Raw genomic sequence first — 26,517 nt, 5'->3', positions numbered from 1 at the left:
TCCCGCCCTGCCGGAGGCTCGTCCAGTCGAAGTGAAATCACATCGGTCCGTGGGTACGGAGCCAAGGATCAGGGGGTGGATACGCGAGATGCCCAGTCACGTTTTCCAGGACGAGATGCGGCAGGTGCTCGACGAGGTATACCGCGAACGTGAAACGGTCGCGGTCCGGGATGTCTACGCGAACGCGTCGGCGCGTCTGTACCTGACCGCCGACATGCTCGCGCACCTGAACGAGATCCCGGAGGGCGCCTACACCAGGCAGGAGATGATCGAGGCGATCAACAGAGTGATCCTGCACCGTAACGAGCAGGACACTCTCGGCCTGATCGAGGAGCCTTCCCGGACCGGGGAAGCGGGGGACACGGCCGAGACGTAATGCGGCGCCGACCCGGGAGGCGCCGCGATGAACCCGTCATCGGGGGCCGGGCACTGTCCGGACCCCACCCGGATCGACCGGGGCAGATCCGAGAGGAGCTGCGGTGGATCCGTGGTCACTGGCTTACGAGGGGTTCGATCCCGGTCACGAGGGACTGCGCGAGGCGCTGTGCACGCTGGGCAACGGCCGGTTCGCCACGCGAGGTGCGGCACCCGAAGCCGAGGCCGACGCCGTCCACTACCCGGGGACGTACGTCGCCGGATGCTACGACCGGCTCACCTCGGACGTCGCGGGCCACCAGCTGTCCAACGAGGACATGGTCAACCTGCCGAACTGGTTGCCGACGACCTTCGCGACACCCGGCTCCGCGTGGTTCTCACCCAGTACGGCGGACCTGCTCCGGTATCGGCAGGAGCTGGACATGCGCCACGCCGTCCTGCATCGGCTGATCCGCTTCCGGGACACCGAGGGCCGTATCACGTCCGTACGGCAGCGCCGCCTGGTCTCCATGGCCGACCCCTACCTGGCCGCGCTGGAGACGACCTTCACGGCCGAGAACTGGTCGGGGCCTGTCCGCGTACGCTCCGGCCTGGACGGGCGCGTGGCCAACACGGGAGTGGCCCGATACCGCGAACTACGCGGCGACCATCTGACGCGGCACGCGACGGGGACCCGTGAGCCCCTGACATGGCTGCGCACGCGGACCCGCTCCTCCGGTATCGAGGTCGCCCTGGCCTCGCGGGTCGACACCTCTCCGAGCAGCGGAGGTGAGCCCGAGGTCGAGCGACACGACGATCACGTCATGGAGACACGCGTGCTGCGGCTGGAACGGGGTCGCCCCGTCACGGTCGTCAAGACGGTGGCGCTCACCACATCGCGCGATCTCGCGATCGCCGATGTGACCTCGGCCGCGCTGCGGCGGGCCGAGCTCGCGCCCGGGTTCGGCGAACTGCTGGAACAGCATGAGATCGCCTGGCGTGACCTGTGGGAACGGGCCCGGCTGGAGGTGACGGGCCCGCGCGTCCAGCGGGACATCCGCCTGAACACCTTCCACCTGCTGCAGACCCTCTCACCGCACACCGCCGACCGCGATGTGGGTGTGCCCGCACGTGGCCTGCACGGCGAGGCGTACCGGGGACATGTGTTCTGGGACGAGCTGTTCGTGCTGCCCTGGCTGAGCCTGCGGTTCCCCGAGATCGCCCGCGGGGTGCTTCGCTATCGCCTGCGGCGGCTGCCGGAGGCGCGGGCGGCCGCCCGCGCCGCGGGTCTGCGCGGCGCGATGTTCCCCTGGCAGAGCGGCAGCGACGGCGGCGACGAGACCCCACGGCTCCACCTCAACCCCCGCTCAGGCCGGTGGACACCCGACCACACTCACCTGCAGCGGCACGTCGGGCTGGCCATCGCCTACAACGCCTGGCAGCACTACGCGATCACCGGCGACATGGAGTTCCTCGCCGGGACGGGCGCCCGCCTCCTGGTCGAGATCGCCCGCTTCTTCGCCTCGCTGGCGCGGCTCAACCCCGTGTCGGGCCGCTACGAGATCCAGGGCGTGATGGGGCCGGACGAATACCACGACGGCTATCCCGGCGCCGCGTCCCCGGGCCTGGACAACAACGCGTACACCAACATCATGACGGTGTGGCTGCTGCTGCGCGCCCGTCAGGCGCTCGACCTGATGCCGCGACGCGCGCGGGAGGACCTGCGCCGCCGCCTCGGCCTGACGGACGTGGAGACCGAGCGCTGGGAGGAGATCACCCGGCGGATGCGCGTGGACTTTCACAATGGCGTCATCAGTCAGTTCACCGGGTACGAGCACCTCGCGGAGCTGGACTGGGATCGCTATCGCGGCGTGCGGCGGCTGGACCGGGCGCTGGAGGCCGGCAACGACAGTCCCAACCGATACCGGGCGTCGAAGCAGGCCGACGTGCTCATGCTGTTCTACCTGCTCACGGCCCGCGAGGTGAGGCAGATCCTCGACCGGCTCGGCTATCCGGCGGCGCCGGGCCTGACCCGCCGCACCATCCGCTACTACCTCTCCCGCACCTGCCATGGTTCGACCCTGAGCGCCGTGGTGCACGCCTGGGTGCTGGCACGATCGGACCGCACCGGCTCATGGCGGTTCTTCACCGAGACGCTGACCGGCGACATCACCGACGTACAGGGAGGAACCACCGCCGAGGGGGTCCACCTGGGCGCCATGGCCGGCACGCTGGACCTGGTCCAGCGCTGTTACCTCGACCTCGAGGCCCGGCCCGACGGCCTGCACCTGAACCCGGTGCTCCCCGAACAGCTCACCACGCTCTCGCTGTGCCTCCGCTACCGGGGCGCGGAACTCGCCGTCGAGGCCGATCCCACCCGCGTGCGGATCACCCGGGCCGATGACGGCCCTACCGCCCTGGATTTCGTGGTGCACGGCCATCACGCCCGGCTTCGGCGTGGCGACAGCCGTAACTTCCCCCTCCCTGAACGGAAGCGCGACGAGTGATCAGCGGCCGAGCGCATCGAGGGCCAGGACCGCAGGACGTCGACGCCGATCTCCTCACGTTGCCCAGCGGAGCGGCAGGCCGAGGCCGACGATGTCCGCTGGGTCGCCTGTTCCACCGTGCCCGACAGGCGGATCGTCACCTCGCCGCACGCGCCGAGCTCGCCGCCCGCCCCGGCAGCGACACCTTCGCCTATCTCCACCTGGGCGAGGGTCTAGCCTGCGCGATCGTGAGCGATGGACGGATCATGCGCGGCCTCCGCGGGCTCGCCGGTGAGATCGCTCATCTCATGACAGCCGGTCCTGACGGTCGTGCCACCGCACTGATCGAGGTCTTCGGATTGCTCGGCCTGCGGCAGCCCGGTGCTTGCGTGTGGCACACGCACGCGCCCATGGCCCGTAAAGTTGCCCATGACTGAAAGTGGTGACACCGGCGTGACCATTGTGTCAGGATCGACGCCCCCGCCCGAGGGCGAGCGGCATCTCTCCCGGCAACTGTCCAACCGGCACATCCAGCTCATCGCGATCGGCGGTGCGATCGGAACCGGCCTGTTCATGGGGTCAGGTAAGACGATCTCGCTGGCCGGGCCCTCGGTGATCTTCGTTTACATGATCATCGGCGTGATGCTGTTTTTCGTGATGCGGGCGATGGGCGAGCTGCTGCTGTCCAACCTGCGCTACAAGTCCTTCGCCGACTTCGCGGCCGACCTGCTCGGCCCGTGGGCGGGCTTCTTCACCGGCTGGACCTACTGGTTCTGCTGGATCGTCACAGGCGTCGCCGACGTCATCGCGATCTCCGGGTACGTGTCGTACTGGTGGCACGACATCACGCTGTGGATACCGGCGCTGGCCGCGGTCGTCGTGCTGATCGCCTTGAACCTGCCCACCGTGAAGGCGTTCGGTGAAACCGAGTTCTGGTTCGCGCTGATCAAGATCGTCGCGATCGTGGCGCTGATCGTCGTCGGGCTCGGCATGGTGTTCAGCCACTTCCAGGCGCCCGGGGGCGCCGCCGCGAGCTTCTCCAATCTCTGGAACGACGGAGGCTTCTTCCCGACCGGCCCCATGGGATTCGTCGCGGGTTTCCAGATCGCGACCTTCGCCTTCGTCGGCATCGAACTGGTCGGCACCACCGCGGCCGAGGCGAAGAACCCGGAACGGAACCTGCCCAAGGCGATCAACTCGATCCCGGTGCGTGTGATGCTGTTCTACGTGGTCGCCCTGGTCGTGATCATCTCGGTCACGCCCTGGCGCGAGATCAGCGCGGACCGCAGCCCGTTCGTCGTGATGTTCACCCTCGCCGGTCTCGGCGCCGCCGCCTCGGTGATCAACTTCGTCGTGCTGACCTCGGCCGCCTCGTCAGCGAACTCGGGCATCTACTCCACCTCGCGGATGGTCTACGGGCTGGCCCAGGAGGGCGATGCCCCGGCGCGATTCGGCCGGCTCACCTCCAGGAAGGTCCCGGCCAACGCCCTGTTCCTGTCCGGGGTGTTCCTGCTCGCCGGTGTGGTCATGCTCGCCATGGGCAACTCGATCATCGAGGCATTCACCTTGGTGACCACCGTCTCCGCCGTGCTGTTCATGTTCGTCTGGTCGATCATCCTGATCAGCTACATCGTGTACCGCAAGCGCCGTCCTCGCCTGCACGAGGCGTCGGCGTTCAAGATGCCCGGCGGCATCGCCGTGTGCTACGTCGTGCTCGCGTTCTTCGTGTTCCTCATCTGGGCGCTGACCCAGAAGCCCGACACGCTGCAGGCACTGCTGGTGACCCCGGTGTGGTTCGTCATCCTCGGCATCGCATGGGCAGTGCTCCGCCGTCGCCCCCGCCGTCTCGCCCATGAGGCTGCCGTCCGCTCCGAACCCGAAGCCGAACATCAGGACTAGACATCGCGGCCATCGAGTCCGTAGTCGCACGATTGCTAAGCGGACGGCATCGCGATGGCCGGCGTGAGCGGCTGAGGTTCGCCACCCTAGTCCGGTCGATGCGCAGATCCGGAATGTTCTGTCAGCTGACGGCGCCGCCTCGACGGTCCGGCTCGGTCGCCTGGACGTCTCGCCGACCAGGAGCAACGGGCGCGCGCTTTCGCGGTCGCTGCGCGGCGCTCTCCGCCTCCAGAAAGTAAGCCGGCAGGTGGGACCGTACCTCTTCGACCGCCGTTTTCAGCCGGGCTCCGGCCCCGCACATGTCCAACACGAGAAACAGGTTGCGGAACCGTTCCTGGCGTCCAGATCGGCGAGCTGCCGCAGCAGGTCGGCCATGGTGAGCGCCGTCGAGGGCCGGTTGCGGTGCGAGCCGACGGTGTGGGCATAGAAGCTCGCACGTGCCGGCGGAGGCGGGGGAGGGACGGAGCCGCCGGGCGATCGGGTACGACCCCAGCGGGGAACCGAGTGTCAGGAACAGGCAGCCCGCCCCGACGTGAGCGGATGCGGGTGTGTGCGACCACTCGTAGGCGACGACCGACCCCATCGAGTGCCCGATGAGCACCGTCACGGGATCGCTTCCCGCGACGGCGTCGAGTCGCTCCAGGATGAGACGGCGGGCCTCGTCATGGGCGAGGTACGCGTGCATGTGCCTGGCGAGCCGCCGGATGCCGGTCTCGCCCAGACCCTGCAGCCCCGGAGAGGCGGCCAGCCGGTGCACCGCTCGCTGCGTCCACAACGGTGTGGCGGGGATGCTCACCTCTCCCTTGAGCCCGTCAGGAACGCCCTGATCGGCGAGAGCGCGCTGCCACTCCGCCAGCAGCGCCGCCGGGCCGGGCTCGTCGCCCGGGTCGATCTCCGTGGAATCGTCGGCGCACTTCCAGTCGTCGCGCCGCTCCTCGAGCAGGTCGGCGTAGTAGACCAGCTCGAAGGAGAATCGCGAAGTGACCGCACCTGATTCGGCGAGACCCCGCTCGATGGTCCCGCGCCAGGTCGCCGCCACGTCGGACGCCTCGCGACGGTGCTGGTTTACACCGTGAACACCGATGACCCGCATTCGCACGCCTCCGCTTCCGGAAAACGCTGGTTGTCCGCGACCATCCCCGCCCCTACGGCACCCCGCCTGCTCGCGTGCCGGCGGGCGGGGACGTGGTCGCCCCCGCCCGTTGTGCGGGATGAGGATCACGTGGCTCCGCGACGCCGCCGGGACCCGCGCGGGGGAGTGGCGGCGCGGTCGAGGCCGGGAGACCCGCTCATTCGTCCAGGGCCGTGAGCGCCTCGGAGATGCGGCGCCGGTAGTCGTCCTGTCCGGCGCCGTTGGGATGGAACGTCCCGCTCACACCCCTCTGCCCGAGCCCGGACTCCGAGAGGGTGACCACCCATTTCGCGGCGTGGGAGGCGCAGTATCCGTGCGGCAGGAAATCGGACGCGGGCCCGCCGACGTAGGTCCAACCGTTGCGGGCCGCGGCGGCCCGCACCACGTCGTTCAGTTTCGTGACGACCTCGGCCTCCGCCCACCTGGACTCGTCTGCGGACCAGAACGGGAGGATCGTGCAGTAGCGGCCCTGCTCATCGTGCAAGGGGTTGAAGTATTCGGTGAGATAGACCGGCCCGTTCGGGGTGAGCTTCTCCTTCAGCTCGCCGGCGAGCCTGTTGTAGCTATTGGAAAGCTTCGTCAGGGCGTTCGGCAGCTTGCGTGCGGCCTTGCTCCCGGCGCAGTGCGTCGGCAGGAAGCACGCTTCCGCCACATCCTGGAAGCCGATGTCGTTGGCGCCCACCGACAGCAGTACGGCGTCGGGAGTCCTCGTCCCCACCAGTTCGTGTGCCTTGCCGACCTGCGCGGGGAGCGGATCCCGCTTCTCCGCGCCGCGCGGGTCGATCCCGGTCCACCCGCCGATCAGCCCATCCTCGATCGTCGCGCCTGAGCAGGCGAGGTCGACGAAGGTCACCGAGCTGCGCGGATCGGACTTCTCCATCTCGAGCGCGGCCTGGAACCCGCCCGCGGCGGCCGAGCGGTGACAGCGGCGGTCGATCCAGGGCGGGTTGCCCTCGCCCGCGGCCACCGAGTCGCCCAGCGACACGATGAGCCTGTCGTCTATCTCGATGGTCCGGGCGCCGGACGAGACCGTGCGGCCGGCCACGGCGGCGGTGACCTCGACGGCCTGCGGCCCCTCCGAGGGGAAATCCGCCGGCAACTCGCAGGTGCCGGTGCCGGACCGGGTGACATCGCCGTACCGCAGGGTGTAGGTGAGCGACGGATCGCACACCGCTCCGCCGGGGAAGGCCACCTTCACCGTGGCCGGGTAGGCGTGGGGGGTGACCTGCCCGATCGTCGTCGCGGGCTCGCCGGTGAACCGGTCGGGCACCGTCCAGTCCAGCTCCAGCGGCTTGGCGCAGCCGGCGCCGTCGACCGGATACCCGGGGTAGGAGTCCGGGCAGCGATCGTCGCTGTCGGGCACTCCGTCGCCGTCCGCGTCGAGGTCCGGATCGGGGCTGGGGGACGGGACCGGGCCGGGGAGCGGGATCGGGCCGGCGGAGTAGGAGTCACCGGCGCCCGTGGACCCGGAGTTGTCCAGGACCACGACCAGGCGCTCGGTGCCCCTGCCGTCGCCGAGCACGACCGTGCTGCCGTCGGGGAAGCTCTGGGTGTAGGGCATCGGCAGGGTGAAGGTCGCGGTGCCCGACCCGGAGGAGTCCGTGGTGAGGCCCGCGCCGCTCACGCGCAGGGCGTTGTCCGAGTAGCAGCCGGGCGCCTCCTCCCACGCTTCCACGGAGAAGGCGTGCGAGGGGTACTGGGTGTCGTCGACCTGCACGGTGACCTTGAGCGCGGTGTCGGAACGCTCGAGGGTCACCGTGCCGGCGGCCTCGTTCTGTGGTTTGCCGTCACAGCCGATGGCGCCCACGCGGTACAGCGTGGCGGTGGCCGTCGTCACCGCGGCGTTCCCGGCGGCGGCCGGCATCAGTGTGGCCGTGGCGGTCACCACGGCCACCACGAAGGCCCGAATCCGATGTCTCATGCGCCTTCCCTTCTCGGCGAGGAGTAAGGCGAGTAAACGGGTGGGGAACGGTGTGACGGAAGTCGGTTTTTCGACTGACAGCCGAACGGGGGTCATGCGGCGAACCGGCGGGATTACGCATGCTAGAAAGGCATACAACTGCATCAATCGCGAAGATGGTGGTATAGGTGATAATTCATACGAATCTACCGAGTGATATTCCGGTCGGGATTCGCACCACCATTGCTGGAATATTCCATGTCGCCGGCCGTAAGATGAGGTCGCACGCTGTGCATATGCCTCGTACGCGGATGGTCGCCGCATGGCTTTCGATTGGCGTATTTTCCGGACAAGCCACCGCAATCCCGCGGGTTCGGAGCTGGACCGGATCACCGCGTACTGCGGCGGGGCGATGCGCGGTGTCGTCGGAGTGGTCGCCGCGGCCGCCGGACTTCTGGGCGCCGCGCCGCCGGTGTCCTTCGCCTGGCTGGGCCCGGCGATCGCGATCGAGCTGGCCTGGACCGCGGTGTTCGTCTGGGCGGCACTGCGCCGCCGTCGGCTGGCCTCCTGGCCGATGGCCTGCGACATCGCCGTCACCATCGCGCTGTGCCTCACCCAGGCTCACCTGGTATCGAACGACGCGTTGCCGGGCGGGGCGAGCTGGGTCGCCGCGGTGACCACCATGACCATCGTCTGCGCCAACTTCACCTGGCGGCCGCACCTCGGCGTGCCGGCCGGCGGCGTCGTGGCGTTGGCCTATCTGGCCGGCGTGGGGCTCGCCGGTGCCACCGACGGCATCGTGACCGCGGGCATCCACCTGGTTCAGATCACCGCGACCGCCACGCTGATGACGCTGCTGCGCACACAGTCCGCCGTGGCCGACGACGAGCTGGGCAGGCTCCGGAACGTCCAGCGGGCCGAGATCGTACGACGGGAGCGCCGCGCCGACGAACGCGCGCAGAACCGCCGCGTGCACGACACCGCCCTGGCCACGCTCACCGTCATCGGCACCGGCGGGATCGAGAAGACCTCCCTGGTGCTGCGCGACCGGGCGGCGGCCGATCTCGCGGACCTGGAGCACATGGCGGCCACCGCCCAGCCACCGGCCGGGCCGGTCCTGCTCGACGAGCGGCTGCGTGCGCTGATCGCGCGCAGCGGCCTGCGGATCAAGGCCGAGCTGACGCGGTGTACGGTGCCGTGGGAGGTCGGCGAGGCGTTCGCCGGGGCCGCGGCCGAGGCGCTGGGCAACGTGGCCCGCCACGCCGGGGTGGACACGGCGTTGCTGCGGATGACCGTCGCCCCGGACGAGGTTCTCGTCGAGGTCGTCGACGAAGGACGCGGCTTCGACCCCGGCCGCGTGCCGCCGCACAGGTACGGCCTGCGTGAATCGATCGAAGGCCGAATGCGGGGGGTGGACGGGAGCACGGAGATCACCTCCGGCCCGGGCGGCACCCGTGTGGCCCTCGGGTGGCGGCCGTGACCGGAGACCCGGCGGCCTACGTCGCCGGGCGGTACGAGCGGGGCAGCGTCGTCGCCGCGCTGGTGATCGCCGCCTGCTGGCACGTCGGGTACGACCTGACCGCCCTGGTCGTCAACTGGTCCGTCTACCGCTGGCCCGCCGCCGTGGCGGGTTCCTGGCTCGCCTACGTCGTCATAGGCGTGGTGGCCGCCCACGCGCTGCTTCGCACCAGGCGGACGCCGGGCGCCGTGTGGGGCTTCGCGGGTGCCGCGCTGGGCATCGACGTGATAGTGCTCGCCGCCTGCCCCGCCGGCGAGGTGCTCGGGCCGGGCGACTGGTCCTGGGGTTCCATCGGCTGGCTCGGCGTCCTGCTGTTCTGGTGGCGCCGCGGCCCGCACGAGCTGATCGTCTTCCTGGTGCTCAACGGAGTCGTCATGTTGACCGGCATGGCGCTGAACGGGGTCCTCGACCGCATCTCGCTCGCCAGGTTCCTGATGGTGCTCGTCGGAAGCGTCACGCTGCAGCTCGGCTACAGCGTGGCGACGCACGCCCTGACCTCGGCCGCCCAGCGCGCGGCGCAGTTGTCCGCCGCCCGCGCGGAAGCCGACGCGGCGCGCCAGGCCGCCGAGCAGGTGCACGCCGACCGGCTGGGCAGGTACGCGCAGGTGCGCAAGGCCGCCGCCGAGTTGCTCGCCGCTCTGGCGGACGGGGCCGACCCCGCCGACCCGGTCCTGCGCCGCGAGTGCGCGACCGGAGCGGCGTGGCTGCGCCGGCTCATCGCCGAGACGGACGACGTACCCGACCCGCTCGTGCACGCGCTGCGCGCCTGCGCCTATGACGCCGAACGGCGCGGTGTCGTGGTGTCGCTGCTGCCCCGCGGCACCGTGCCGGAACTCCCCCTGGATACGCGTCGCGCTCTCACCGAGGCCCCGCTGGAGGCGTTGAGCAGGGCGCGCAGCGAGGCTCGCGTCACGGTGTTCGGGGGTGCCGGCGAAGTGGTGGTCAGCGTGGTCGCCGACGCCGACGACTTCCCCATACGCCGGATCGAGGGCATCAGGGTCACCGAGCATCGGGAAGGAGAAGTGCTGTGGATCGAGAGCCGCTGGCCCGACCGGTGACGGTCGCGGTGGTGGACGACCACCCGATCGCCAGGGACGGCATCCGCACCTGGCTGTCGCGCGATCCTCTGGGCCGGGCGGAGTTGATAGCCAGCGGCGCGACCATCGAATCCGTCCTGCGGGGGCCGGGCGCGACGGCGGACGTCCTGCTGCTGGACCTCGAACTGCACGGTGTGATGGTGATCGACCGCATCGCCGAACTGTGCGCCGAAGGCCGGCGCGTCGTCGTCTATTCAGGGCACGAGGACCCGGAGACGATCCTGGCCGTGCTGGACGCCGGAGCCTCGACCTTCATCGCCAAGAGTGAGAACGAACAGCACTGCGTGGACACGATCGTGACCGTCGCGACCGACCGGCCCTATGTCCCGCCCATGATGGCGGGGGCGTTCCTGTCCGACGCCCGCCCGCAGCGGCCACGGCTATCGGAGCGCGAGCGAGAGGCTCTGCTGCTGTGGTTCCAGTCCATGTCCAAGGCGTCGGTGGCCCGGCGCATGGGGCTGACCGAGGCGACGGTGCGCCAGTACATCGACCGGGTACGCGTGAAGTACGCCAAGATCGGCCGTCCGGCGCCGAGCAAGGCGGCGCTGCTGGCGCGCGCGATCGAGGACGGCCTGATCCAGGCGCATGAGATTCAGGAGTACCGCTCCTTCGCCGCCGATCCCGAATCGGCTCCGTGACCACGACCCATTCATGACCCCCGTTCGGCTGATGACCGAACGGGGGTCATGCGGCGTATCGCCCTGCCATTCATGCTGAAAAGCACAGACCCCGGATCGCCGGCGTGGCTCACCCACGACGGCGCCGGAAACCCGGGTGTCGCATTTCCTTGAAACGGAGGGGCGCACAGGTGTCCGTGGCAGGCGTTCGCCTTCGCACATCGGTGGATGTGAAGGCTCGTTCGTGTACTTACCTGGTGAATGAAATCAACCGGATCTTCTACGAGGCGATCCAAGCCGGCGGACTCGATCCCAGCGAGTACGCGAACAATCAGGAGACCGTCGAAGCCGGCCTGCGTACCTGGCTGACCACGCGTCATCTCGAGACGGCCTATCTCGAGATCTTCGACCCCGCCACCGGGCGGGTGGCGACGCGGATCGATCTGAACATCGCGTATTCCGGGACCGGAGAGGAGGCCTACCACACGGCGATCGAGGAGGTCAGGGCCGCGATCAGCCAGGCGGGGAAGCTCGCCGGATGCCGATACCGGGTGGTGGTCACGACCAGTCCGGGTGCGGCCCCGGTGAAGGGGTGGGAACCCACCGATCTCCAGAGCGTGGACCACCTCAAGCAGCACGACGTCGGAAAGGTCATCGAGACGGCGGCCAACTCGGCCGGCATGTCCGTCTGGTACTGACCGCCGATCCCGCGGCCCCGCCCCGATGCGGTGGCGCCGGGCCTTCGCCGGACGAAAGCAGAAGACCCCTCGGAGCCGGTAATGCTCGTGAAGTACAGAATCTCGGAGTCCGCTCACGCTGTCGAACTTCCCGATTCCGACGACCTCGCCGTTCTCTGCGCACAGGCGGAGGAGCGGATCAAGCAGGATCACCCGGAGCTGGCACAGCGGGGGTTCCTGACCGAGCGGATCGCGGACGGACTGCTCAACAGCCTCGCCGCGAACGCGACCGAAATCGACCTTGGCGACCTGGCCGCGGATTCCGCTCGGCCGGGGACCCGACCCGTATCTCCGTGAGAAAGACGTAGCCGATGCCTCCCGTTGCACGTGACAGATTCTTCGACGTCTATCGGTTCCCCGACGCGGCCGGCGAGTTCATCGCCGACTGGTCCGCGGTGATCGTCCCCGGGGAGATCAAGACGACGCTGCTCTCCTACGCGACCACGCTGCGGCGTCTGGAGAAGGCGCCGCCCACCGCTCTGGCCCTGCGCAGGGCCGTGCTCCTCTACGGCCCTCCCGGTTGCGGGAAGACGAGCCTCGCCAGGGGGTTGCCCGCGGTGTGGGGCGCGATCGAGAGAGAGACCACCGGCTTCGTCCACATCAACACGCACGCGCTGTTCAGCGGTGTCCGGGGCGAGGGACAGAAGAACGTGCTGGCGACCTTCGACAAGATCTCCGACCTGGCCTCGCACGGACGGCCGCTGTTCGTTCTGGTCGACGAGGTGGAGACCCTCGCGTCGGATCGTTCCAGCATCAGCATGGAGGCCAATCCGCTGGACGCGCTCTACCAGGTGACCGCGTTTCTGGAATCCCTGGATCGCTGCGCGCGGGAGCGCCCGAACGTCACCCTCGTGTTCACCACGAACATTCCCAGGGCGATCGACCGGGCCGTGCGGGAGCGCGCCGACTTCGTCCTGGAGATCCCGCTCCCGAGCAGGGAGCACCGGTCCCTCATCCTCGCCGACGCGATCCGGGCGATGGCGGTCGCCTTCGACGTCGGTGACCTGCTCGCCGAGGCGGAGGACCGCGACTCCGAGGGCTGGTCGCGGGTGCTCGACGCCACCGAAGGGCTGTCCGGGCGGGCGCTGCGCCACCTGCTGGTGATCGCGGCGACGTCGGCCGCGGGGGAGCGCGTGCTGCGGGCCGGCCACCTCCGCGGGGCGGTCGAGCAGGTGACCCTGGCCGAGGCCGGGCTGGTGCGCAGCCGAGGAATGTACGTCGAGAGCTACCAGGAGAAGGGGGCGGCGAAGTGAACGTGACGCGATCGGTGTCGGCCGGTCCGACGCGCTCGGTGGAGCAGACCTGTGCTCGCCTCGCCAAATTCACCGAGGAGATCCTCCTCGCCTACGGTCACCCGGGCGCTCGCCTGGCACGCGCGAGGTTCACAGCCGTCCTCCCGCTGCTGCGCTTCCTGCTCACCACACGCACGTTCGCGGATCCGGCGCTGACGGTGTCCACGGCGGAGCTGCACGTGGACATCCGCGTCGAACACGATCCCAGCGCCGACGAGGACCTGTCCGTCCCCATCATCGGGTTACTGGCCGCGCCCGGACCGCAGGCCCCCGTGGTGATCACGATCCACGGAGTGAGGGAAGTGACCGGCGAGCTCCGCAGGGCGACGGCCGCGGCATCGGGAGACGGCTTCGTGTTCGCCTTCGCGGTGCGGGGGACGCGGCCGGCTCCGGTCATCGCGGGCCTCGACGGGCCGGCGAAGGTGACCGGCGAGAGCATCGCCGAGCGGGTGAGCGAAGAGTTCGAAAACGCCCTCGCCGGGTTGGGCAGATTCAATCTCGCGATCTTCGGCAAGACGGGCGTGGGCAAGTCGACCTTGGTCAACGCCATCTTCGGGGAGGATCTCGCCGAGACGGGCGTGGGCGCCGCCGTGACCAAGCAGCTGACGCTGTACAGCAGGCCGGACGGCATCCTCCGCGTCTACGACTCACGGGGCTTCGAGACGGGCGAGTCGCGGGAGCAGATCCTGGACGAGGTGGCGAAGCAGGTCGCCAAAACCCGCGTGGGCAACGTGGACGATTACATTCACGCCGTCTGGTACGCGGTCCGAGCCGCCGACCGGCGGCTGGAGGAGGGCCAGGAGGAGATCATTCGCCATCTGGCGGGCCTCGGGCTTCCGGTGCTGCTGGTGCTGACCCAGACTCCTCTAGTGAACGGCGGCCGGCCCGACTCCAAGACGCTGGAGCTCGCGAGAAGCATCCAGGACCGCCACCTGCCGCTCTCGCCCCCCGGGCAGGTCTTCCTCACCAACGCGCAGGCCGACCAGCTTCTGCCGTACGTGCACGGCCTCGACGAGTTGCTGACCGCGACCTTTCACGTCGTGCCGGAGGCCGCCCGGTCGGCCCTCGTCGCCGCTCAGCGGATCGACCTGTCCCGGAAGAGGGAGAAGGCCCTCCGGGTAGTCCGCAGCTCGGTGGCCGCCGCGGCCACGATCGGCGCCAGCCCGATCCCGTTCTCCGACTCGGTTCTGCTCGTGCCCAACGAGATCCAGATGATCGCGCGGATCACCGCGGCGTACGGCCTGGGCGCGCAGCTCAGCACGGTCAGCGGGGCGGTCGCGGCGTTTCTCAACGGCATCCTCTCCCAGGTGGGCGCCTCCGTCGCGGGCAACCTGCTGAAGCTCGTCCCCGGTGCCGGATCGATCATCGGCGGCGCCGTCAACGCGGCGACCGCGAGCTCGGTGACCTGGGCGCTCGGGCGTTCCTGGATGGCGCTGTGCGAGACGGCAGTCGAGAACAGCGAACATCTCGAGGAGCTTCTCGGCTCTCCCCAGACGATGAAACTGCTGGAGTTGGGTTTCAGGGAATTCTGGGACAAGCGCAACCAGCGCGACGGATTCTGAACCGGCTCAGTGAGGTCCATCCTCCCCAGGTGAACGTCTCGGCCGTGTCGATGACGGTGATCTCGATGAGGCCGTGGACGCAGAAGTGATCGAAAGTGATCCACCGTCCGCGGCCAACCCACGGGGGCCGTGGACGGTGGGTTCTGCTCACCTCGATCCGGGAACGACTCCGCACAGGTAGGTGGACTCCTCCAGCAGTTTGGGTTTGCCACCGGATCAGCTCGTCACGCGTCACGCGAGAGCGGTCTTCGACCCGCGCGCCGAGCCGGGTCAGCAGTTCCTCGGGCGTCAGGCCGTGGACGTAGGTGAAGCAGTAGGGATCCGCCAGGCCGGGGAAGCGCTCAGGGGAGAACCAGTGGCCAGGAGGTCGACGGCTTCGCGAGCATACGTGGTGGTGCCCACGGCGAAAACCGGCGGCTTTTCAATCCTCGGATTCGTTTCGATGAATCCGCTGTCTCTGTACAAGAGTTTCGGCATACGGTGTTGATCCCTAGTGGGGTCTTCAGTCAAGGTGGGGGCGCCCGTGGCCAGGAGCCGCCGCGCAAAGCGTGACAAGACGCTGCGCACCGCCGCGAATTCGGACACCGCGCGGGACGCCGCGGACACGTCGCGGCCGGGCACGGAGGCGGAATCGGCCGGGCGGGGAGTTTGGAAGGCGGTGCTGGCATGGGTGGCCGGGATCGCCGGAGCCGTGATCGTGGCCGCGGTGGGCGTGATGTTCACCACCTGGTTCAATGAGCACGGATCGGACGCGATCGACCGGATCGGCGGCGCTCCCGCTATGAAGGTTGCCCACGTGGAAGTCCACTACGGCAGCAAGGACCTAGCCCTGCGGGAGACGGTGACCGACCCCAGGGACCGGGCCGTCCTGCTGGGGAGCGCCGACCTGGGGCATGACGCGTTGCTGGAACGCCATCATGCCGCCCCGGTCGGACAGATGGATGTCACCGTGGTCCTGGAGGGCAACCGCAGCAGCCTCCGCGTCGCCGACATCAAGCCGCGTGTCCTCACCCGGAAACCGGTATCGGACGGTGCCTATCTGATCGCCGTCACTGCCGGCGAGGCCGACACCATCGAGATCGCGGCCGATCTCGACAGGCCCGACCCCCACTTCACCACGGGTGACAAGCAGCGCACGTCGTACTTCTCGACCAAGCAGATCGACCTGAAGCAGGACGAGCGGGTCACATTGAGCCTCTCGATCACCGGCCGGAAGGCCTACTACGAGTTCGACCTCGTCGCCACCGTGGTGACGGAAGGGCGCGCCGAGCAGATGGTGATCAAGACGCCGGGCGGGGCCCCGTTCCGGCTGACCGGTCGCGCCGCCGACTACCGCTCCTTCTATATCGCCTCCCCGAACGGCGGTTGGATGCAAGCCTCCCGTGACGCGGTCTGCGCCGAGTTTCCCAAGGCCAGGCGGTGCTGACCCGGCGGGCCCTGCGCGCTTTGGGGGGCCTGTCGGTGATGGCCCTGCTGGCGTACCTGGCCGTGGTGGCCGACACGCCGCGCCTCCTTCAGGTCCCCGTAGGCTGGCGGGCCGTTTGGTCGGTGGCCGCCGACCTGGACCCTGAAGACGTCGTGGGGCACGCACACCCCAAGGTGTCCGATCACGCCCTGGTGGTGGCGACCCGTCGGGGTGCCATAGCGGTCCACAACCCGCAGACCGGTGATCTCCGGTACACGATCGCCCCGGATCCCACGCTTCCCCGGATCGCCGGCATGTGGATCGCCACCGGGACGCTCGTCGTGTCCAGAGCGGTGCCCGACCGGGATGACCGCGTCCTGTCCGGCTACAACCTGGCCACCGGCGCCGCGCTGTGGCAGCGTACGGTCGCCATATCGGGGGACGATCCAACGAAGACCGGACACGTCGGCACCTACACAGGGCCGGACGTTCTGGTGAACCGGCGGGACATCGTGGTCTTCCAGCGGTCGTCCGAGCCCATCGAAATGCAGGTTCTCGATCCCAGGACCGGGACGACCAGGGCGCGCATGACCTATCCGCGGCGCTGCGATCTGGACGCCACAGTCGCTGAGCGGTCGGTGGTCCTCCTCGATTACTGCGAGGGCGGCGGGCTGCGCCTCGCGTCGATGGACCCTGCCACCCTGCGGCCTCGGTGGACGCGCGAACTGCCGTCCCCGGTGAACGAGTCACGGCTCACCGACCTGCTGCATCGTGTGACGATCGACGCGGAGGGGTTCGTCCACGTCAGGATCGAGGGCACCGCGTCCATCTACACGCCGGACGGCCGGCTCCTCACCACCGCCAACAAGGCCTTTCTGGTTCCACGGACTCCCGGCTCCCGTCAGCAGGCGAGGGGCGTCGATCCGGTCACCGGCCGCGTCCGCTGGACCCGGCCCTCGTATTTCGAGTCGTCCACCGTCGTAGCCAGGGGACGGTCCGTCTATTTATCCGACGGGTGGCCGAGTCCCGTATTCCTGATCTCTCTGGACGCAGGCACCGGCGACCTCAACGGATTCCCCCTCGACATCCCCCACAGGTCCCAGCCCGCCCTTCTGGGCACGACCGACGACCTGGCCCTCGTCTATGTTCCGGCCGGTGACCACGATGGCAGCGGCCGCGTCACCGCTTACCGGATGGCGTACGGCGCTTCCGCCGGGCCTGCTTCGCTCGGCGGCATCGAACCGGGCGCCTGGCCGGATGCCTGCGCTCTTCTGACCGACGGCGACCTGAAAGTCATCGCGGACGGCTACTTCGCCAGTCCGCATGCCCGGGTTCTGGGGGATGTGGCGCTCCCGAATCCCGCGGCATGCGACTGGATTCCGTCCGTTGACGAGGGCGTCACCGTGTCGGCTTCCATCATGTGGGTGGCCTCCTCGAACGGCGACGCGCAGAAGCTGTTCGCCGACGAGGTGGCCCTGGCGAAGCAGCGGGACACCTTCGATCCCACCAGCGAGAGCTCTCAGATTTTCCAGTACACCGAAGGCTCGCCGGCGGGCGGTCTCGGTGCGGCGCTCGTCAACGTGGGTCCGGTCATCGTCAAGCTCACGGCCACCTCGCGACTGGCGGTGCGACTCCTCGCTCCGCTGCTGCGGGACAACCTGCTGGCCCGCTACCCGCAGCGGGCCGGTGCCTCGGTGGCAGCCCCCGCATCGAGAGTCCGCTGGAGTTATCCGACGGACAACGGCATCCACTCCAGCGCGGTGGTGTCCGCCGGTGTCGTCTACGTCGCCAGTGGCGGCCGGGTGTACGCGCTGGACGCCGTCACGGGAAAGGCCCTCTGGAGCCACCCCGCCGCCGACGACACCATGCTGGTGTCCGGCGGCGTCGTGTATGTCGCCGGCTTCGACGGCCGGGTGTACGCGCTGGACGCCGTCACCGGGAAGGAGCGCTGGAGCCCCCGGATCGACGAGTCCGTCCTCTCTGTCCCGGTGGTGTCCGGTGGCATGGTGTACGTCGGCAGTAAGAACAACCCCGCCGCCAGCAGGGACTACTCCGTGTACGCGCTGGACGCCGTCACCGGGAAGGTGCGCTGGAGTCACCGGATCGACGCGCCCGTCTTCTCCGACCCCGTGGTGTCGGGCGGTGTGGTGTACGTCGGCTGTGAGGACGGCCGGGTGTACGCGCTGGACGCCGCCTCCGGCGAGGTGCGGTGGAGTCGCCGGGTGGGCGGCTGGGTCGCTTCTCTGGTGGTGTCGGGCGGCACGGTATACGCCGGCAGCTTCGACAACTCGGTGTACGCGTTCGACGCCGCCTCTGGAAAGGTGCGGTGGAGTTACCGCACCAACGATGCGGTCGAGGCCCCTCCGGTGGTGTCCGGCGGCATGGTGTACGTCGGCAGCAGGGACAACTCGCTGTACGCGTTGGACGCCGTCACCGGGGAGGTGCGGTGGAGTTACTGGATCGGTGGCTGGGTCAGCGCTCCGGTGGTGTCCGATGGTGTGGTGTATGTCGGCAGCAGGGACAACTCGGTGTACGCGTTGGACGCCGCCACCGGGAAGGAGCGGTGGAGTTACTGGACCGATGGCTGGGCCAGCGCTCCGGTGGTCTCCGGCGGTGTGGTGTACGTCTCCAGCTGGGACGACTCGGTGTACGCGCTGAACGCAGCCTCCGGCAAGGTGCGGTGGAGTTACCGCACCGGCGGTGCGGTCGGCGCCCCTCCGGTGGTGTCCGGTGGCATGGTGTACGTCGGCGGCTGGGACGGCAACGTGTACGCGTTGGACGCGCGGTGACCTGGATACGACCGCGCCACCGCGAGGGGCATGGCTGACTGAATGGCACGTCCGTCCCCCCCGGCAGAGCGTCAAGCCGGCGCGAAGACGTCGACCGGGGCGGGCCGGGTGCGGGTGTGCGGAAGGTCAGTCCCGTGTGGTGATGCCCTCCAGCACCAGTTCGAGGAAGCGGGCGCTGCCGTCCCGGTCCGGGGTCGCCTGTTCGCGCACCCAGGCGGCGCCGCTGAGGAGGTCGAACAGCTCGTCGGGGGTCAGGTCGGGCCGCACCCTGCCGGCCGCCTGGGCGGCGCGCAGCAGGTCCGCGCCGCCGCGGTGCATGGCGCTGCACATGGTGTGGGAGGGCGTGCCCTCGTCGTACATGCTCTGCGCGAGGATGCCCACCAGGCCGCGGAAGGTGCTGAAGTGAACCACCGCCTCACGCATCCAGGTGATCAGCGCGTCGAGCGGGTCCGGCCCGGCGGCCAGCCGTTCGGCGTGGGCGACGAGGTTCTCCAGGCCGTCCCGGGTCGCGGCCTCCACGAGCGAGGCCCGCGTGGGGAAGTGCCGGTAGAGCGTGCCGATCGCCACCCCGGCCTGGCTCGCGATGTCCTCCAGGGAGGCGTCGGCGCCGGCGCCCTCGAACGCCTTGCGGGCCGCGGCCAGGATCGCGTCGTAGTTGCGCCGGCCGTCGGCCCGCTTGGGGCGCTGGGCGATGTAGGGCTTGCCGTCCACCGGTACCTCCCGCTTGACATCCTGAGGATGCCTCAGCTTGAATCCCCTTACGCAACCTGAGATGACCTCAGTATAAATGCGCCCGCTAACCTGAGGGCGCCTCACTCTCGGCTCTTTCGGCGAACCGTGGAGGTTCCATGACCACCGAACGTGTCTCCGGCGACGTCTCGGCGGACGTGTCACGGGCCGGCCGCGCCCGGGCCCTCGTGCTCGCGGCGATCGTGGGGGCGGAGTTCATGCTCCAGCTCGACGGCACGATCGTGAACGTCGCGCTCCCGGCCCTCCAGTCCGACCTTCACCTGTCGGTGGCCGGGGGATCGTGGGTGCCGAACGGCTTCTTCCTCGCCTTCGGCGGCCTCCTGCTGTTCGCCGGCCGCCTCGGCGACGTGCTCGGGCACCGCAGGGTCTTCCTCTCCGGGATCGGGCTGGTCGTGGTGGCCTCCCTGGTCGCCGGGCTCGCACCTAACCTGGAGGTGCTGCTCGCCGGCCGCGTCCTGCAGGGCGCGGGCGCGGCGATCGCCGGTCCCACCGGGCTGGCGCTGCTGGCGATCGTCTTCCAGGGGGAGCGGCAGCAGCGGGCCTTCGGTCTCTACTCCACGGTGACCGGGCTCGGCGCCTCCGCCGGCATGGTGCTCGGCGGCGTGCTCACATGGGCGGGGGACTGGCGCTGGAGCCTGCTGGTGAACGTGCCCATCGGCCTGGTCGTCATCGCGGTCGCCGCCCGGGCCCTCGGCCTGCGGGACGAGGCGACCCGGTCCCGCCCGCGCGGCCTGGCCAGTGTTTCCGGTATGTGCAGCGCGCTGCTCAGCACCGCCACCCTCGCCGCCGCCGTGTACGGCCTCGTGCACGCGGCGGAGAAGGGCTGGGGCGACCGCTGGACGCTGGCCGCCCTCGGCGCCGCGGTCGTGCTGGCGGTGGTTTTCCTGCTGGTGGACCGGCGGGCCGCCGAGCCGCTGCTGCCCCTGGCCGTCTTCGCCGGTCGCGAGCGGGCCGGCGCCTTCCTCGCCCTGCTGCTGCTCGCGGCCGTGCTCACGAGCTTCCTGATCTACCTGGTCCAGTACCTCCAGGATGTGCTGCGCCTCACCGCGTTGCAGAGCGGCCTGGCCATCCTGCCCTTCGGCCTGGCGCTGCTCGTCAGCACCCAGATCCTCACCAAGCGCATCGCCGGGATCGGTCTCAAGACGCGTGCCGTGGCCGGCCTGCTCGTGGTGCTGGCCGGGGTCGCCTGGCTGACCCGCCTCGACGGCGGCGGCACCTACGCCGGCGGCGTGCTCCCGGGCCTCGTCGTCATGGGGCTCGGCGTCGGCGTGGCGATCATCCCGTTCAACATGATCGTGCTGACCACCGCGCCGAAGGAGTGCGCCGGGGTCACCGCGGGTGTGCTGCAGACGGCGCTCACGATCGGCGGCTCGTTCGGCCTGGCCGTGATGCTCATCCCGCTCACGCGGGGCACGGGTGGTCTCGCCGAGACCATTTCGGCGGTGTTCCTCTGGGCCTGCGGCGCCCTGGTGATCGCCCTGCTCGTCGCGCTGGTCTTCTGGTATCGCCCCGGCTCGCGGTGGCACTGAGATCGGTCTCCGTGCTGACACGGATCAATTCCAGCCGCCGGCGAGCCTAACTTGAGTGCCTGGCCCGCGAAGGAGGAGACGATGCGTACGTCGCGGAAGATCACGGCGGCCGTCACGATGGTCCTGGCCGCTGTCTCGGTGGCCTCGCCCTCGGCGTCGGCGGATGCCCGTGCCGAGACCGCCGCCGCATACAAGTACCGCGCCCATCACGACGTGAGCGTCCAACGGGTGTGGGACAGGGTCCCCACGAAGGCCTCGGGGTTACGTCCGGTGGTTCTCACGGTCGGACGGCAGAGCGTACAGGAGAGATGGGCCATGTTCTCGGACAACAGGCCCGGGCCGGACTGGCACCTGACCGTGACGGCCAGGGGGGAGGCCGCCTACCAGGGAGCGTTCGACAAGTTCACGGCGATGGGCTACCAGCCGACCATGGTGACCGCGACAGGCAGCGGACCCGACGCCACGTTCACCGCCATCTGGGAGAAGAAGGCGGGCAGGGGAACCGCACGCCACGGCATCGACACCGGGCAGTTCAGTGCGGCCAATCTCAATGCGCGACGCGACGGTTACATCCCCGTCTCGGTCAACGTGTACGGAACGTCGTCAAGCCCGCGGATGGTCGCAGTTTGGGCGGAAAACCCCTCGCGTGTCTCCTGGACTGTGACAACCTCTGTGCCTGCATCCGAATACCAGCGGGTCTTCGACGCACGGGTCAGCGCCGGATATCGGCCGTCCGTGATCGCGGTCGAACCTGGCGGAATGTCCTACACCACAATCTGGCGAAATGACAAGATCGGCCGCTGGTATGCCTTCCACGGGATGAGCGCCGCCCAGTATCAGGCGCGGTTCGACGAGATGACGGCCAAGGGGCTGTACCCGGCCTGGATCGACATGGAGAACGGCGTCTACGCCGCCATCTTCGGCGCCAGGTGACGATGGCCGCAGCCTCCGCGCATGGCGCGACGAAGTACGGCGAACAGCCGACCGGCGGCTGACGGGCGTGCCCGGGCGGTGTGGTTGGCTGGATGTGCTGGTGAGGAGGGGAGGCCGCATGCGTATCGCCAACGTTTACCGTCCAATGGTGTTCGGCTGCCCGGTGAGCGCGAAGCTGCCCGAGGTGGCGCGCCAGATGACGGAGAAGAACATCGGCGCGCTCGCCGTGCTCGAGGCGGACCGGGTCACGGGAGTGATCACGGAACGGGACCTCGTGGGGGCGCTCGCCACATCCGCCGACCCTGCCGCGCTGAGCGCGGGGATGTGCGCGTCGTCGGACATCAAGACCGCGACCCTGGACGAGGACACGCGCGAGGTGGCCCGTCGCATGCTCGATTACGGCATCCGTCACATCCCGGTGGACCAGGACGGGCGCCTGATCGGCATGGTGTCGATGCGCGACCTTCTCGCGTTGGAGACACTCGCGCCTTAGCCGACGGCGTCTCCCGCACGTGAACGGGGCCCGTGTCAGGCGGGGCGGAGGAGGGCGACCAGGAAGCTCGAGTCGTCCCTGAACGGACGCAGGTCCCAGGTGGACAGCAGCAGGTCGGGTTCGAGCGCCGCGGCGGCCGCGTCCGCGAGGAACTCGCCGAACTCGTAGTCGCGGCCGGCGCCGAAGCCGATCGCGGCCCGGCCGTCCGGCGCGAGGTGCGCACGGAACCGTCTCAGCACCTCACGACGGGTGCTCGGCGCGAGGAACGTCATCACGTTCCCGGCGCAGACGACGGCGTCGAACGGTGTGCTGATGCCCCGCGCGGGAAGGTCGAGTTCGGCCAGGTCGCCGACGAGCCAGCGCGGCCCGGGGTGATCCTGCTCGGCGGCCTCGATCAGAGCCGGGTCGACGTCGACGCCCACGACATCGTGGCCGGCCTCGGCCAACGCGCCACCGACCCGGCCGGACCCGCAGCCGGCGTCGAGGATGCGGGCGCGGCGCGGCACCAGGGCGTCCACGAGGCGGGCTTCCCCGGCGAGATCGTCACCGGCGCGAGCCATGGAACGGAAGCGCTCGATGAACCAGGTGGAGTGATCGGGGTCGGCGGCGACCTTCTGCATCCAGATGCTCTGTTCAGCCATGCCTTCATTCTCCCGGGCCGGAGGAGGGGATGGGCGACCGGCGGACGAGGGCCCTGCGCGACATCGTGTTCAGATGCGCTTCCTCGTCATCTCGGATCCTCGTCGGAGGGGCGGGACCGCAGGTGGGCCTGGATGGCTTCCATGACGGCCTGGGGGGAGGACGAGCGGCTGAAGGTGGCGACGACGACCTCGTCGCGCTCGTCCTGCGGCCGTTCGAGGTGGCGGAAGGTCGCGATGACGTACCCGAGGGCGTGGTCGAGGAGCCCTGAGGGGTCGTAGGTGCCGCCGGCGCGCAGCCAGCCGCGCAGGACCTGGTTGTGCGCCGCGACGACCGAGGCGGCCATGAGCTCGGCGCGCAGGTCGGCGTCGGGGGTCCCGGCCAGCCATTTGCCGATGAACTCGCGGAACAGCCGCTGGTAGCGGGCGACGCTGGCGTTCTCCCGGTCGCGGAGGGCGGGGACGCGGCCGACGAGGCGGTAGCGGCGCAGCGACACCTCGGCGTCCGCCACGTAATGCGCGAGCACGATGCGGACCGCGTCGGACACCGCGACGATCGCCGTGTCTGCGGTCGAGGCGCGCAGGCGGGCGTCCACCTGGGCGAGCAGCGTGTCGTGGTCGGGGAAGATGGCGTCCTCCTTCGACCGGTAGTAGCGGAAGAAGGTGCTGCGGCTCACCCCCGCGCGGGCCGCGATGTCGTCGACGGTGGTCTCGTCGTACCCGTTCTCGTCGAACAGGGCCACCGCCGCCTCGGCGAGGCGGTGGCTGATGGGCGGTGTGGCCATGGGGCCATTGTCGCGGACCCCGGGCTTGCCCACGGTCGCGAGACTGAGTATCGTCATGGTGAAACTCAGTCCTATCGCCGAATGTGGTGATCGATGGAACCGCATGGCACCGCGGCCAGCCTCAGCCGGCTCGAAGAGCGTCTGGACGAGGCGGTCCGCGCCGCCGAGAAACGGGCGGCCGCCAAGCAGCACGCCAAGGGCAGACTCACGGCCCGCGAGCGGATCGAGCGGCTGCTCGACCCCGGGTCGTTCGTCGAGCTGGATGCCCTGGCCGTGCATCGCAGCACGTCGTTCGGCATGGAACGCACCCGCGTGCCCGGCGACGGCGTGGTCACCGGCCATGGGACGGTCGGCGGCCGCCCGGTCTGCGTCTTCTCACAGGACTTCTCCGTGTTCGGCGGGAGCCTGGGTGAGGTATACGGCGAGAAGATCTGCAAGGTCATGGACCTGGCGGTGAAGATCGGGGCACCGATCGTCGGCATCAACGAGGGCGCGGGCGCGCGCATCCAGGAGGGCGTCGTCTCGCTCGGCCTGTACGGCGAGATCTTCCGCCGCAACGTGCACGCCTCGGGCGTCATCCCGCAGATCTCCCTGATCATGGGGGCCTGCGCGGGCGGGCACGTCTACTCGCCGGCCCTGACCGACTTCACGATCATGGTGGACGAGACGTCCCACATGTTCGTCACCGGGCCGGACGTCATCAAGACGGTGACCGGTGAGGACGTGACCTTCGAGGAGCTGGGCGGCGCCCGCGTGCACAACAGCCGCAGCGGCAACGCCCACTACCTCGCCGAGGACGAGGACGACGCGCTGGACTACGTCCGCGCGCTGCTGTCGTACCTGCCGGGCAACAACCTCGACGACCCGCCGTTCACCGGGTTCGAGGCGGATCTGGAGATCGACGAGGGGGACCGGGCCCTCGACACGCTGATCCCCGATTCGCCGAACCAGCCGTACGACATGCACGAGGTCATCGCCGCCCTGCTGGACGACGGCGAGTTCCTGGAGGTGCAGGCGCTGTTCGCGCCGAACATCCTGGTCGGCTTCGGCCGCATCGAGGGGCGTTCCGTGGGCGTCGTCGCCAACCAGCCGATGAGCTTCGCCGGCACGCTCGACATCGCCGCCTCCGAGAAGGCCGCCCGGTTCGTGCGCACCTGCGACGCGTTCGGCATCCCGGTGCTGACGCTGGTGGACGTGCCGGGCTTCCTGCCCGGCACCGACCAGGAGTGGAACGGCATCATCCGGCGCGGCGCCAAGCTGCTGTACGCCTACGCCGAGGCGACCGTGCCGCTGGTCACGGTCATCACCCGCAAGGCGTACGGCGGGGCCTACGACGTCATGGGATCCAAGCACCTCGGCGCGGACGTCAACCTCGCCTGGCCCACCGCGCAGATCGCCGTCATGGGCGCCCAGGGCGCGGTGAACATCCTGCACCGCAGGACGCTGGCCGAGGCCGACGACCCCGACGCACTGCGGGCCGAGCTGGTGCGTGAGTACGAGGACACCCTCGCCACGCCATACCTGGCGGCCGAACGCGGCTACGTCGACGCGGTGATCGCGCCCCGCGAGACCCGGCGTGAGGTCGTGCGCGCGTTGCGGATGCTGCGCGGCAAACGGGCCGCCCTGCCGCCCAAGAAGCACGGGAACATCCCGCTGTGAACGGGTTCCAGGTCATACCAGGGTTTCAAGTGATACAGGGCGCCCCGTCGCCCGAGGAACTGGCCGCGCTGGCCGTGGCGCTGCTCGCGGCGCGGCAGACCGGCCCGGCCGCACCGTCGGCATCCTCCGGCTGGTGCGTTCTGGCGCGGCGGCACGCGATGCGCCGCCCGCTCGCGACAGGCCCGCAGGGGTGGCGGGAGTCGAGATGGAGTCGTGGAGGACGTCTGTGAGCACAACCATCCGGAAGGTCCTGATCGCCAACCGCGGTGAGATCGCCGTACGGATCGCCCGGGCGTGCGGGGACGCCGGCCTCGCCAGTGTGGCGGTCTACGCCGACCAGGACCTGGACGCGCTGCACGTGCGGGTGGCCGACGAGGCCCACGCGCTCGGCGGGCAGAGCCCGGCCGAGACCTACCTCGACATCGACAAGATCCTCGCGGTGGCGAAGCGCACCGGCGCGGACGCCGTCCACCCCGGCTACGGCTTCCTCGCCGAGAACGCCGGCTTCGCCCAAGCGGTGCTGGACGCCGGGCTGATCTGGATCGGCCCGCCACCCGCGGCCATCACCGCCCTGGGCGACAAGGTTCAGGCCCGCCACATCGCCCAGCGCGTGGGCGCCCCCCTGGTCGCCGGCACCCCCGACCCCGTCTCCGGCGTGCAGGAGGTCGTCGCCTTCGCGCAGCAGCACGGCCTGCCCATCGCGATCAAAGCCGCCTTCGGCGGCGGCGGCCGCGGCCTGAAAGTGGCCCGCACCCTGGAAGAGATCCCCGACCTGTACGAGTCCGCCGTCCGCGAGGCCGTCACCGCCTTCGGCCGCGGCGAATGCTTCGTCGAGCGCTACCTGGACCGGCCCCGGCACGTGGAAACCCAGTGCCTGGCCGACACCCACGGCAACGTCGTGGTCGTCTCCACCCGCGACTGCTCACTGCAGCGCCGCCACC

24 protein-coding genes and 1 pseudogene are annotated in these 26,517 nt (G+C 69.7%); 19 read left to right on the top strand and 6 right to left on the bottom strand.

All coding sequences use genetic code 11. The features are described 5' to 3' along the window. Positions 1 to 88 precede the first annotated feature (88 nt). From HHX41_RS34600 to cycA, 4 genes are all read left to right on the top strand, one after another. Positions 89 to 376, top strand: coding sequence for a hypothetical protein (locus HHX41_RS34600; protein WP_182909310.1), 288 nt, complete (start codon positions 89 to 91; stop codon positions 374 to 376). A 103-nt stretch (positions 377 to 479) separates the two neighbouring features. After that, positions 480 to 2,861: a glycoside hydrolase family 65 protein gene (locus HHX41_RS34595; protein ID WP_182909309.1), complete on the top strand. Its 2,382-nt coding sequence runs from the start codon at positions 480 to 482 to the stop codon at positions 2,859 to 2,861. Further along, complete coding sequence (locus HHX41_RS34590) at positions 2,858 to 3,277, top strand: ROK family protein (protein WP_182909308.1); 420 nt, start codon at positions 2,858 to 2,860, stop codon at positions 3,275 to 3,277. The genes HHX41_RS34595 and HHX41_RS34590 overlap by 4 nt, the downstream gene beginning before the upstream one ends. A 16-nt stretch (positions 3,278 to 3,293) precedes the next feature. Then, positions 3,294 to 4,739, top strand: coding sequence for a D-serine/D-alanine/glycine transporter (gene cycA, locus HHX41_RS34585; protein WP_220504680.1), 1,446 nt, complete (start codon positions 3,294 to 3,296; stop codon positions 4,737 to 4,739). Positions 4,740 to 4,860: 121 nt separating this feature from the next. Here the strand turns inward: cycA and HHX41_RS34580 are convergent, their stop codons facing one another. Both HHX41_RS34580 and HHX41_RS42085 read right to left on the bottom strand, forming a co-directional pair. Next, entirely contained in the window at positions 4,861 to 5,778 is a 918-nt protein-coding gene (locus tag HHX41_RS34580; protein ID WP_182909306.1) for a hypothetical protein, read from the bottom strand. 250 nt (positions 5,779 to 6,028) lie between these two features. Next, the gene (locus HHX41_RS42085) at positions 6,029 to 7,792 is read right to left on the bottom strand and encodes an SGNH/GDSL hydrolase family protein (RefSeq protein ID WP_182909305.1); all 1,764 of its coding nucleotides are present in this window, start codon (positions 7,790 to 7,792) and stop codon (positions 6,029 to 6,031) included. Between the two features lie 301 nt (positions 7,793 to 8,093). Here HHX41_RS42085 and HHX41_RS34570 point away from each other — a divergent pair, with 301 nt between their 5' ends. The 7 genes from HHX41_RS34570 (at position 8,094) to HHX41_RS34540 (ending at position 14,595) form a co-directional block, all read left to right on the top strand. Next, a complete protein-coding gene (locus HHX41_RS34570) occupies positions 8,094 to 9,251 on the top strand; it encodes a sensor histidine kinase (protein ID WP_182909304.1) in 1,158 nt (385 codons plus the stop codon). After that, entirely contained in the window at positions 9,248 to 10,348 is a 1,101-nt protein-coding gene (locus HHX41_RS34565; RefSeq protein WP_169987940.1) for a hypothetical protein, read from the top strand. Before HHX41_RS34570 ends, HHX41_RS34565 begins: the two co-directional genes overlap by 4 nt. Next, entirely contained in the window at positions 10,318 to 11,025 is a 708-nt protein-coding gene (locus HHX41_RS34560) for a response regulator transcription factor (protein ID WP_310742312.1), read from the top strand. Before HHX41_RS34565 ends, HHX41_RS34560 begins: the two co-directional genes overlap by 31 nt. 104 nt (positions 11,026 to 11,129) lie before the next feature. Beyond that, entirely contained in the window at positions 11,130 to 11,702 is a 573-nt protein-coding gene (locus HHX41_RS34555) for a hypothetical protein (RefSeq protein WP_310742311.1), read from the top strand. Between the two features lie 81 nt (positions 11,703 to 11,783). Then, the gene (locus HHX41_RS34550; RefSeq protein WP_182909303.1) at positions 11,784 to 12,038 is read left to right on the top strand and encodes a hypothetical protein; all 255 of its coding nucleotides are present in this window, start codon (positions 11,784 to 11,786) and stop codon (positions 12,036 to 12,038) included. Positions 12,039 to 12,052: 14 nt separating this feature from the next. Beyond that, on the top strand, positions 12,053 to 12,994 hold the full coding sequence (locus HHX41_RS34545) for an AAA family ATPase (protein WP_169987932.1): 942 nt from the start codon (positions 12,053 to 12,055) through the stop codon (positions 12,992 to 12,994). Beyond that, a complete protein-coding gene (locus HHX41_RS34540) occupies positions 12,991 to 14,595 on the top strand; it encodes a GTPase (RefSeq protein WP_182909302.1) in 1,605 nt (534 codons plus the stop codon). The genes HHX41_RS34545 and HHX41_RS34540 overlap by 4 nt, the downstream gene beginning before the upstream one ends. Here the strand turns inward: HHX41_RS34540 and HHX41_RS41335 are convergent. Continuing rightward, positions 14,552 to 14,938: pseudogene (locus tag HHX41_RS41335) on the bottom strand (DUF6461 domain-containing protein); the annotation flags it as partial. The gene HHX41_RS34540 and the pseudogene HHX41_RS41335 sit on opposite strands and share 44 nt — an antisense overlap. A 180-nt stretch (positions 14,939 to 15,118) precedes the next feature. Between HHX41_RS41335 and HHX41_RS34535 the strand changes: the two are divergent. Further along, positions 15,119 to 16,021, top strand: coding sequence for a hypothetical protein (locus tag HHX41_RS34535; RefSeq protein ID WP_182909301.1), 903 nt, complete (start codon positions 15,119 to 15,121; stop codon positions 16,019 to 16,021). Then, positions 16,015 to 18,789, top strand: coding sequence for a PQQ-binding-like beta-propeller repeat protein (locus HHX41_RS42080; protein ID WP_182909300.1), 2,775 nt, complete (start codon positions 16,015 to 16,017; stop codon positions 18,787 to 18,789). The genes HHX41_RS34535 and HHX41_RS42080 overlap by 7 nt, the downstream gene beginning before the upstream one ends. Before the next feature lie 126 nt (positions 18,790 to 18,915). Here HHX41_RS42080 and HHX41_RS34525 read toward each other — a convergent pair whose 3' ends face one another. Next, positions 18,916 to 19,500, bottom strand: coding sequence for a TetR/AcrR family transcriptional regulator (locus tag HHX41_RS34525; protein ID WP_182909299.1), 585 nt, complete (start codon positions 19,498 to 19,500; stop codon positions 18,916 to 18,918). Positions 19,501 to 19,637: 137 nt separating this feature from the next. Here HHX41_RS34525 and HHX41_RS34520 point away from each other — a divergent pair, with 137 nt between their 5' ends. The 3 genes from HHX41_RS34520 (at position 19,638) to HHX41_RS34510 (ending at position 22,494) form a co-directional block, all read left to right on the top strand. Beyond that, positions 19,638 to 21,068 carry an MFS transporter gene (locus HHX41_RS34520; RefSeq protein WP_182909298.1) on the top strand — a complete coding sequence of 477 codons (1,431 nt, stop codon included), beginning with the start codon at positions 19,638 to 19,640 and terminating at the stop codon, positions 21,066 to 21,068. Positions 21,069 to 21,383: 315 nt separating this feature from the next. Beyond that, the gene (locus HHX41_RS34515) at positions 21,384 to 22,001 is read left to right on the top strand and encodes a hypothetical protein (protein ID WP_182909297.1); all 618 of its coding nucleotides are present in this window, start codon (positions 21,384 to 21,386) and stop codon (positions 21,999 to 22,001) included. A 118-nt stretch (positions 22,002 to 22,119) separates the two neighbouring features. Further along, entirely contained in the window at positions 22,120 to 22,494 is a 375-nt protein-coding gene (locus tag HHX41_RS34510; RefSeq protein WP_169987918.1) for a cyclic nucleotide-binding/CBS domain-containing protein, read from the top strand. Between the two features lie 35 nt (positions 22,495 to 22,529). Here HHX41_RS34510 and HHX41_RS34505 read toward each other — a convergent pair whose 3' ends face one another. Together HHX41_RS34505 and HHX41_RS34500 are read right to left on the bottom strand one after the other, a co-directional pair. Continuing rightward, a complete protein-coding gene (locus HHX41_RS34505; RefSeq protein ID WP_169987916.1) occupies positions 22,530 to 23,135 on the bottom strand; it encodes a bifunctional 2-polyprenyl-6-hydroxyphenol methylase/3-demethylubiquinol 3-O-methyltransferase UbiG in 606 nt (201 codons plus the stop codon). 86 nt (positions 23,136 to 23,221) lie between these two features. Continuing rightward, the gene (locus HHX41_RS34500) at positions 23,222 to 23,974 is read right to left on the bottom strand and encodes a TetR family transcriptional regulator (RefSeq protein ID WP_259401532.1); all 753 of its coding nucleotides are present in this window, start codon (positions 23,972 to 23,974) and stop codon (positions 23,222 to 23,224) included. A gap of 36 nt (positions 23,975 to 24,010) precedes the next feature. Here HHX41_RS34500 and HHX41_RS34495 point away from each other — a divergent pair, with 36 nt between their 5' ends. From HHX41_RS34495 to HHX41_RS34485, 3 genes are all read left to right on the top strand, one after another. Beyond that, on the top strand, positions 24,011 to 25,576 hold the full coding sequence (locus HHX41_RS34495; RefSeq protein WP_182909296.1) for an acyl-CoA carboxylase subunit beta: 1,566 nt from the start codon (positions 24,011 to 24,013) through the stop codon (positions 25,574 to 25,576). A gap of 29 nt (positions 25,577 to 25,605) precedes the next feature. Next, a complete protein-coding gene (locus HHX41_RS34490; protein WP_310742310.1) occupies positions 25,606 to 25,806 on the top strand; it encodes an acyl-CoA carboxylase epsilon subunit in 201 nt (66 codons plus the stop codon). 8 nt (positions 25,807 to 25,814) lie between these two features. Further along, positions 25,815 to 26,517, top strand: a 703-nt coding sequence (locus HHX41_RS34485; RefSeq protein WP_310742314.1) for a biotin carboxylase N-terminal domain-containing protein, incomplete at its 3' end; no start/stop codon positions are given.

The sequence above is a fragment of the Microbispora sp. H13382 genome (assembly GCF_014161445.1).
Classification (GTDB): Bacteria; Actinomycetota; Actinomycetes; order Streptosporangiales; family Streptosporangiaceae; genus Microbispora.
The sequence above is the reverse complement of the archived record's forward strand: the minus strand, read 5'-3'. Positions and strand labels throughout refer to the sequence as shown.

What these genes read in the sequence shown, in the direction of transcription:
- HHX41_RS34500 (WP_259401532.1), bottom strand. Translation starts at nt 23,974, where the DNA reads ATGACGATACTCAGTCTCGCGACCGTGGGCAAGCCCGGGGTCCGCGAC.
- HHX41_RS34520 (WP_182909298.1), top strand. Translation starts at nt 19,638, where the DNA reads ATGACCACCGAACGTGTCTCCGGCGACGTCTCGGCGGACGTGTCACGG.
- HHX41_RS34600 (WP_182909310.1), top strand. Translation starts at nt 89, where the DNA reads ATGCCCAGTCACGTTTTCCAGGACGAGATGCGGCAGGTGCTCGACGAG.
- HHX41_RS42085 (WP_182909305.1), bottom strand. Translation starts at nt 7,792, where the DNA reads ATGAGACATCGGATTCGGGCCTTCGTGGTGGCCGTGGTGACCGCCACG.
- HHX41_RS34570 (WP_182909304.1), top strand. Translation starts at nt 8,094, where the DNA reads ATGGCTTTCGATTGGCGTATTTTCCGGACAAGCCACCGCAATCCCGCG.
- HHX41_RS34515 (WP_182909297.1), top strand. Translation starts at nt 21,384, where the DNA reads ATGTTCTCGGACAACAGGCCCGGGCCGGACTGGCACCTGACCGTGACG.
- HHX41_RS34505 (WP_169987916.1), bottom strand. Translation starts at nt 23,135, where the DNA reads ATGGCTGAACAGAGCATCTGGATGCAGAAGGTCGCCGCCGACCCCGAT.
- HHX41_RS34510 (WP_169987918.1), top strand. Translation starts at nt 22,120, where the DNA reads ATGCGTATCGCCAACGTTTACCGTCCAATGGTGTTCGGCTGCCCGGTG.
- HHX41_RS34550 (WP_182909303.1), top strand. Translation starts at nt 11,784, where the DNA reads ATGCTCGTGAAGTACAGAATCTCGGAGTCCGCTCACGCTGTCGAACTT.
- HHX41_RS34495 (WP_182909296.1), top strand. Translation starts at nt 24,011, where the DNA reads ATGGAACCGCATGGCACCGCGGCCAGCCTCAGCCGGCTCGAAGAGCGT.
- HHX41_RS34545 (WP_169987932.1), top strand. Translation starts at nt 12,053, where the DNA reads ATGCCTCCCGTTGCACGTGACAGATTCTTCGACGTCTATCGGTTCCCC.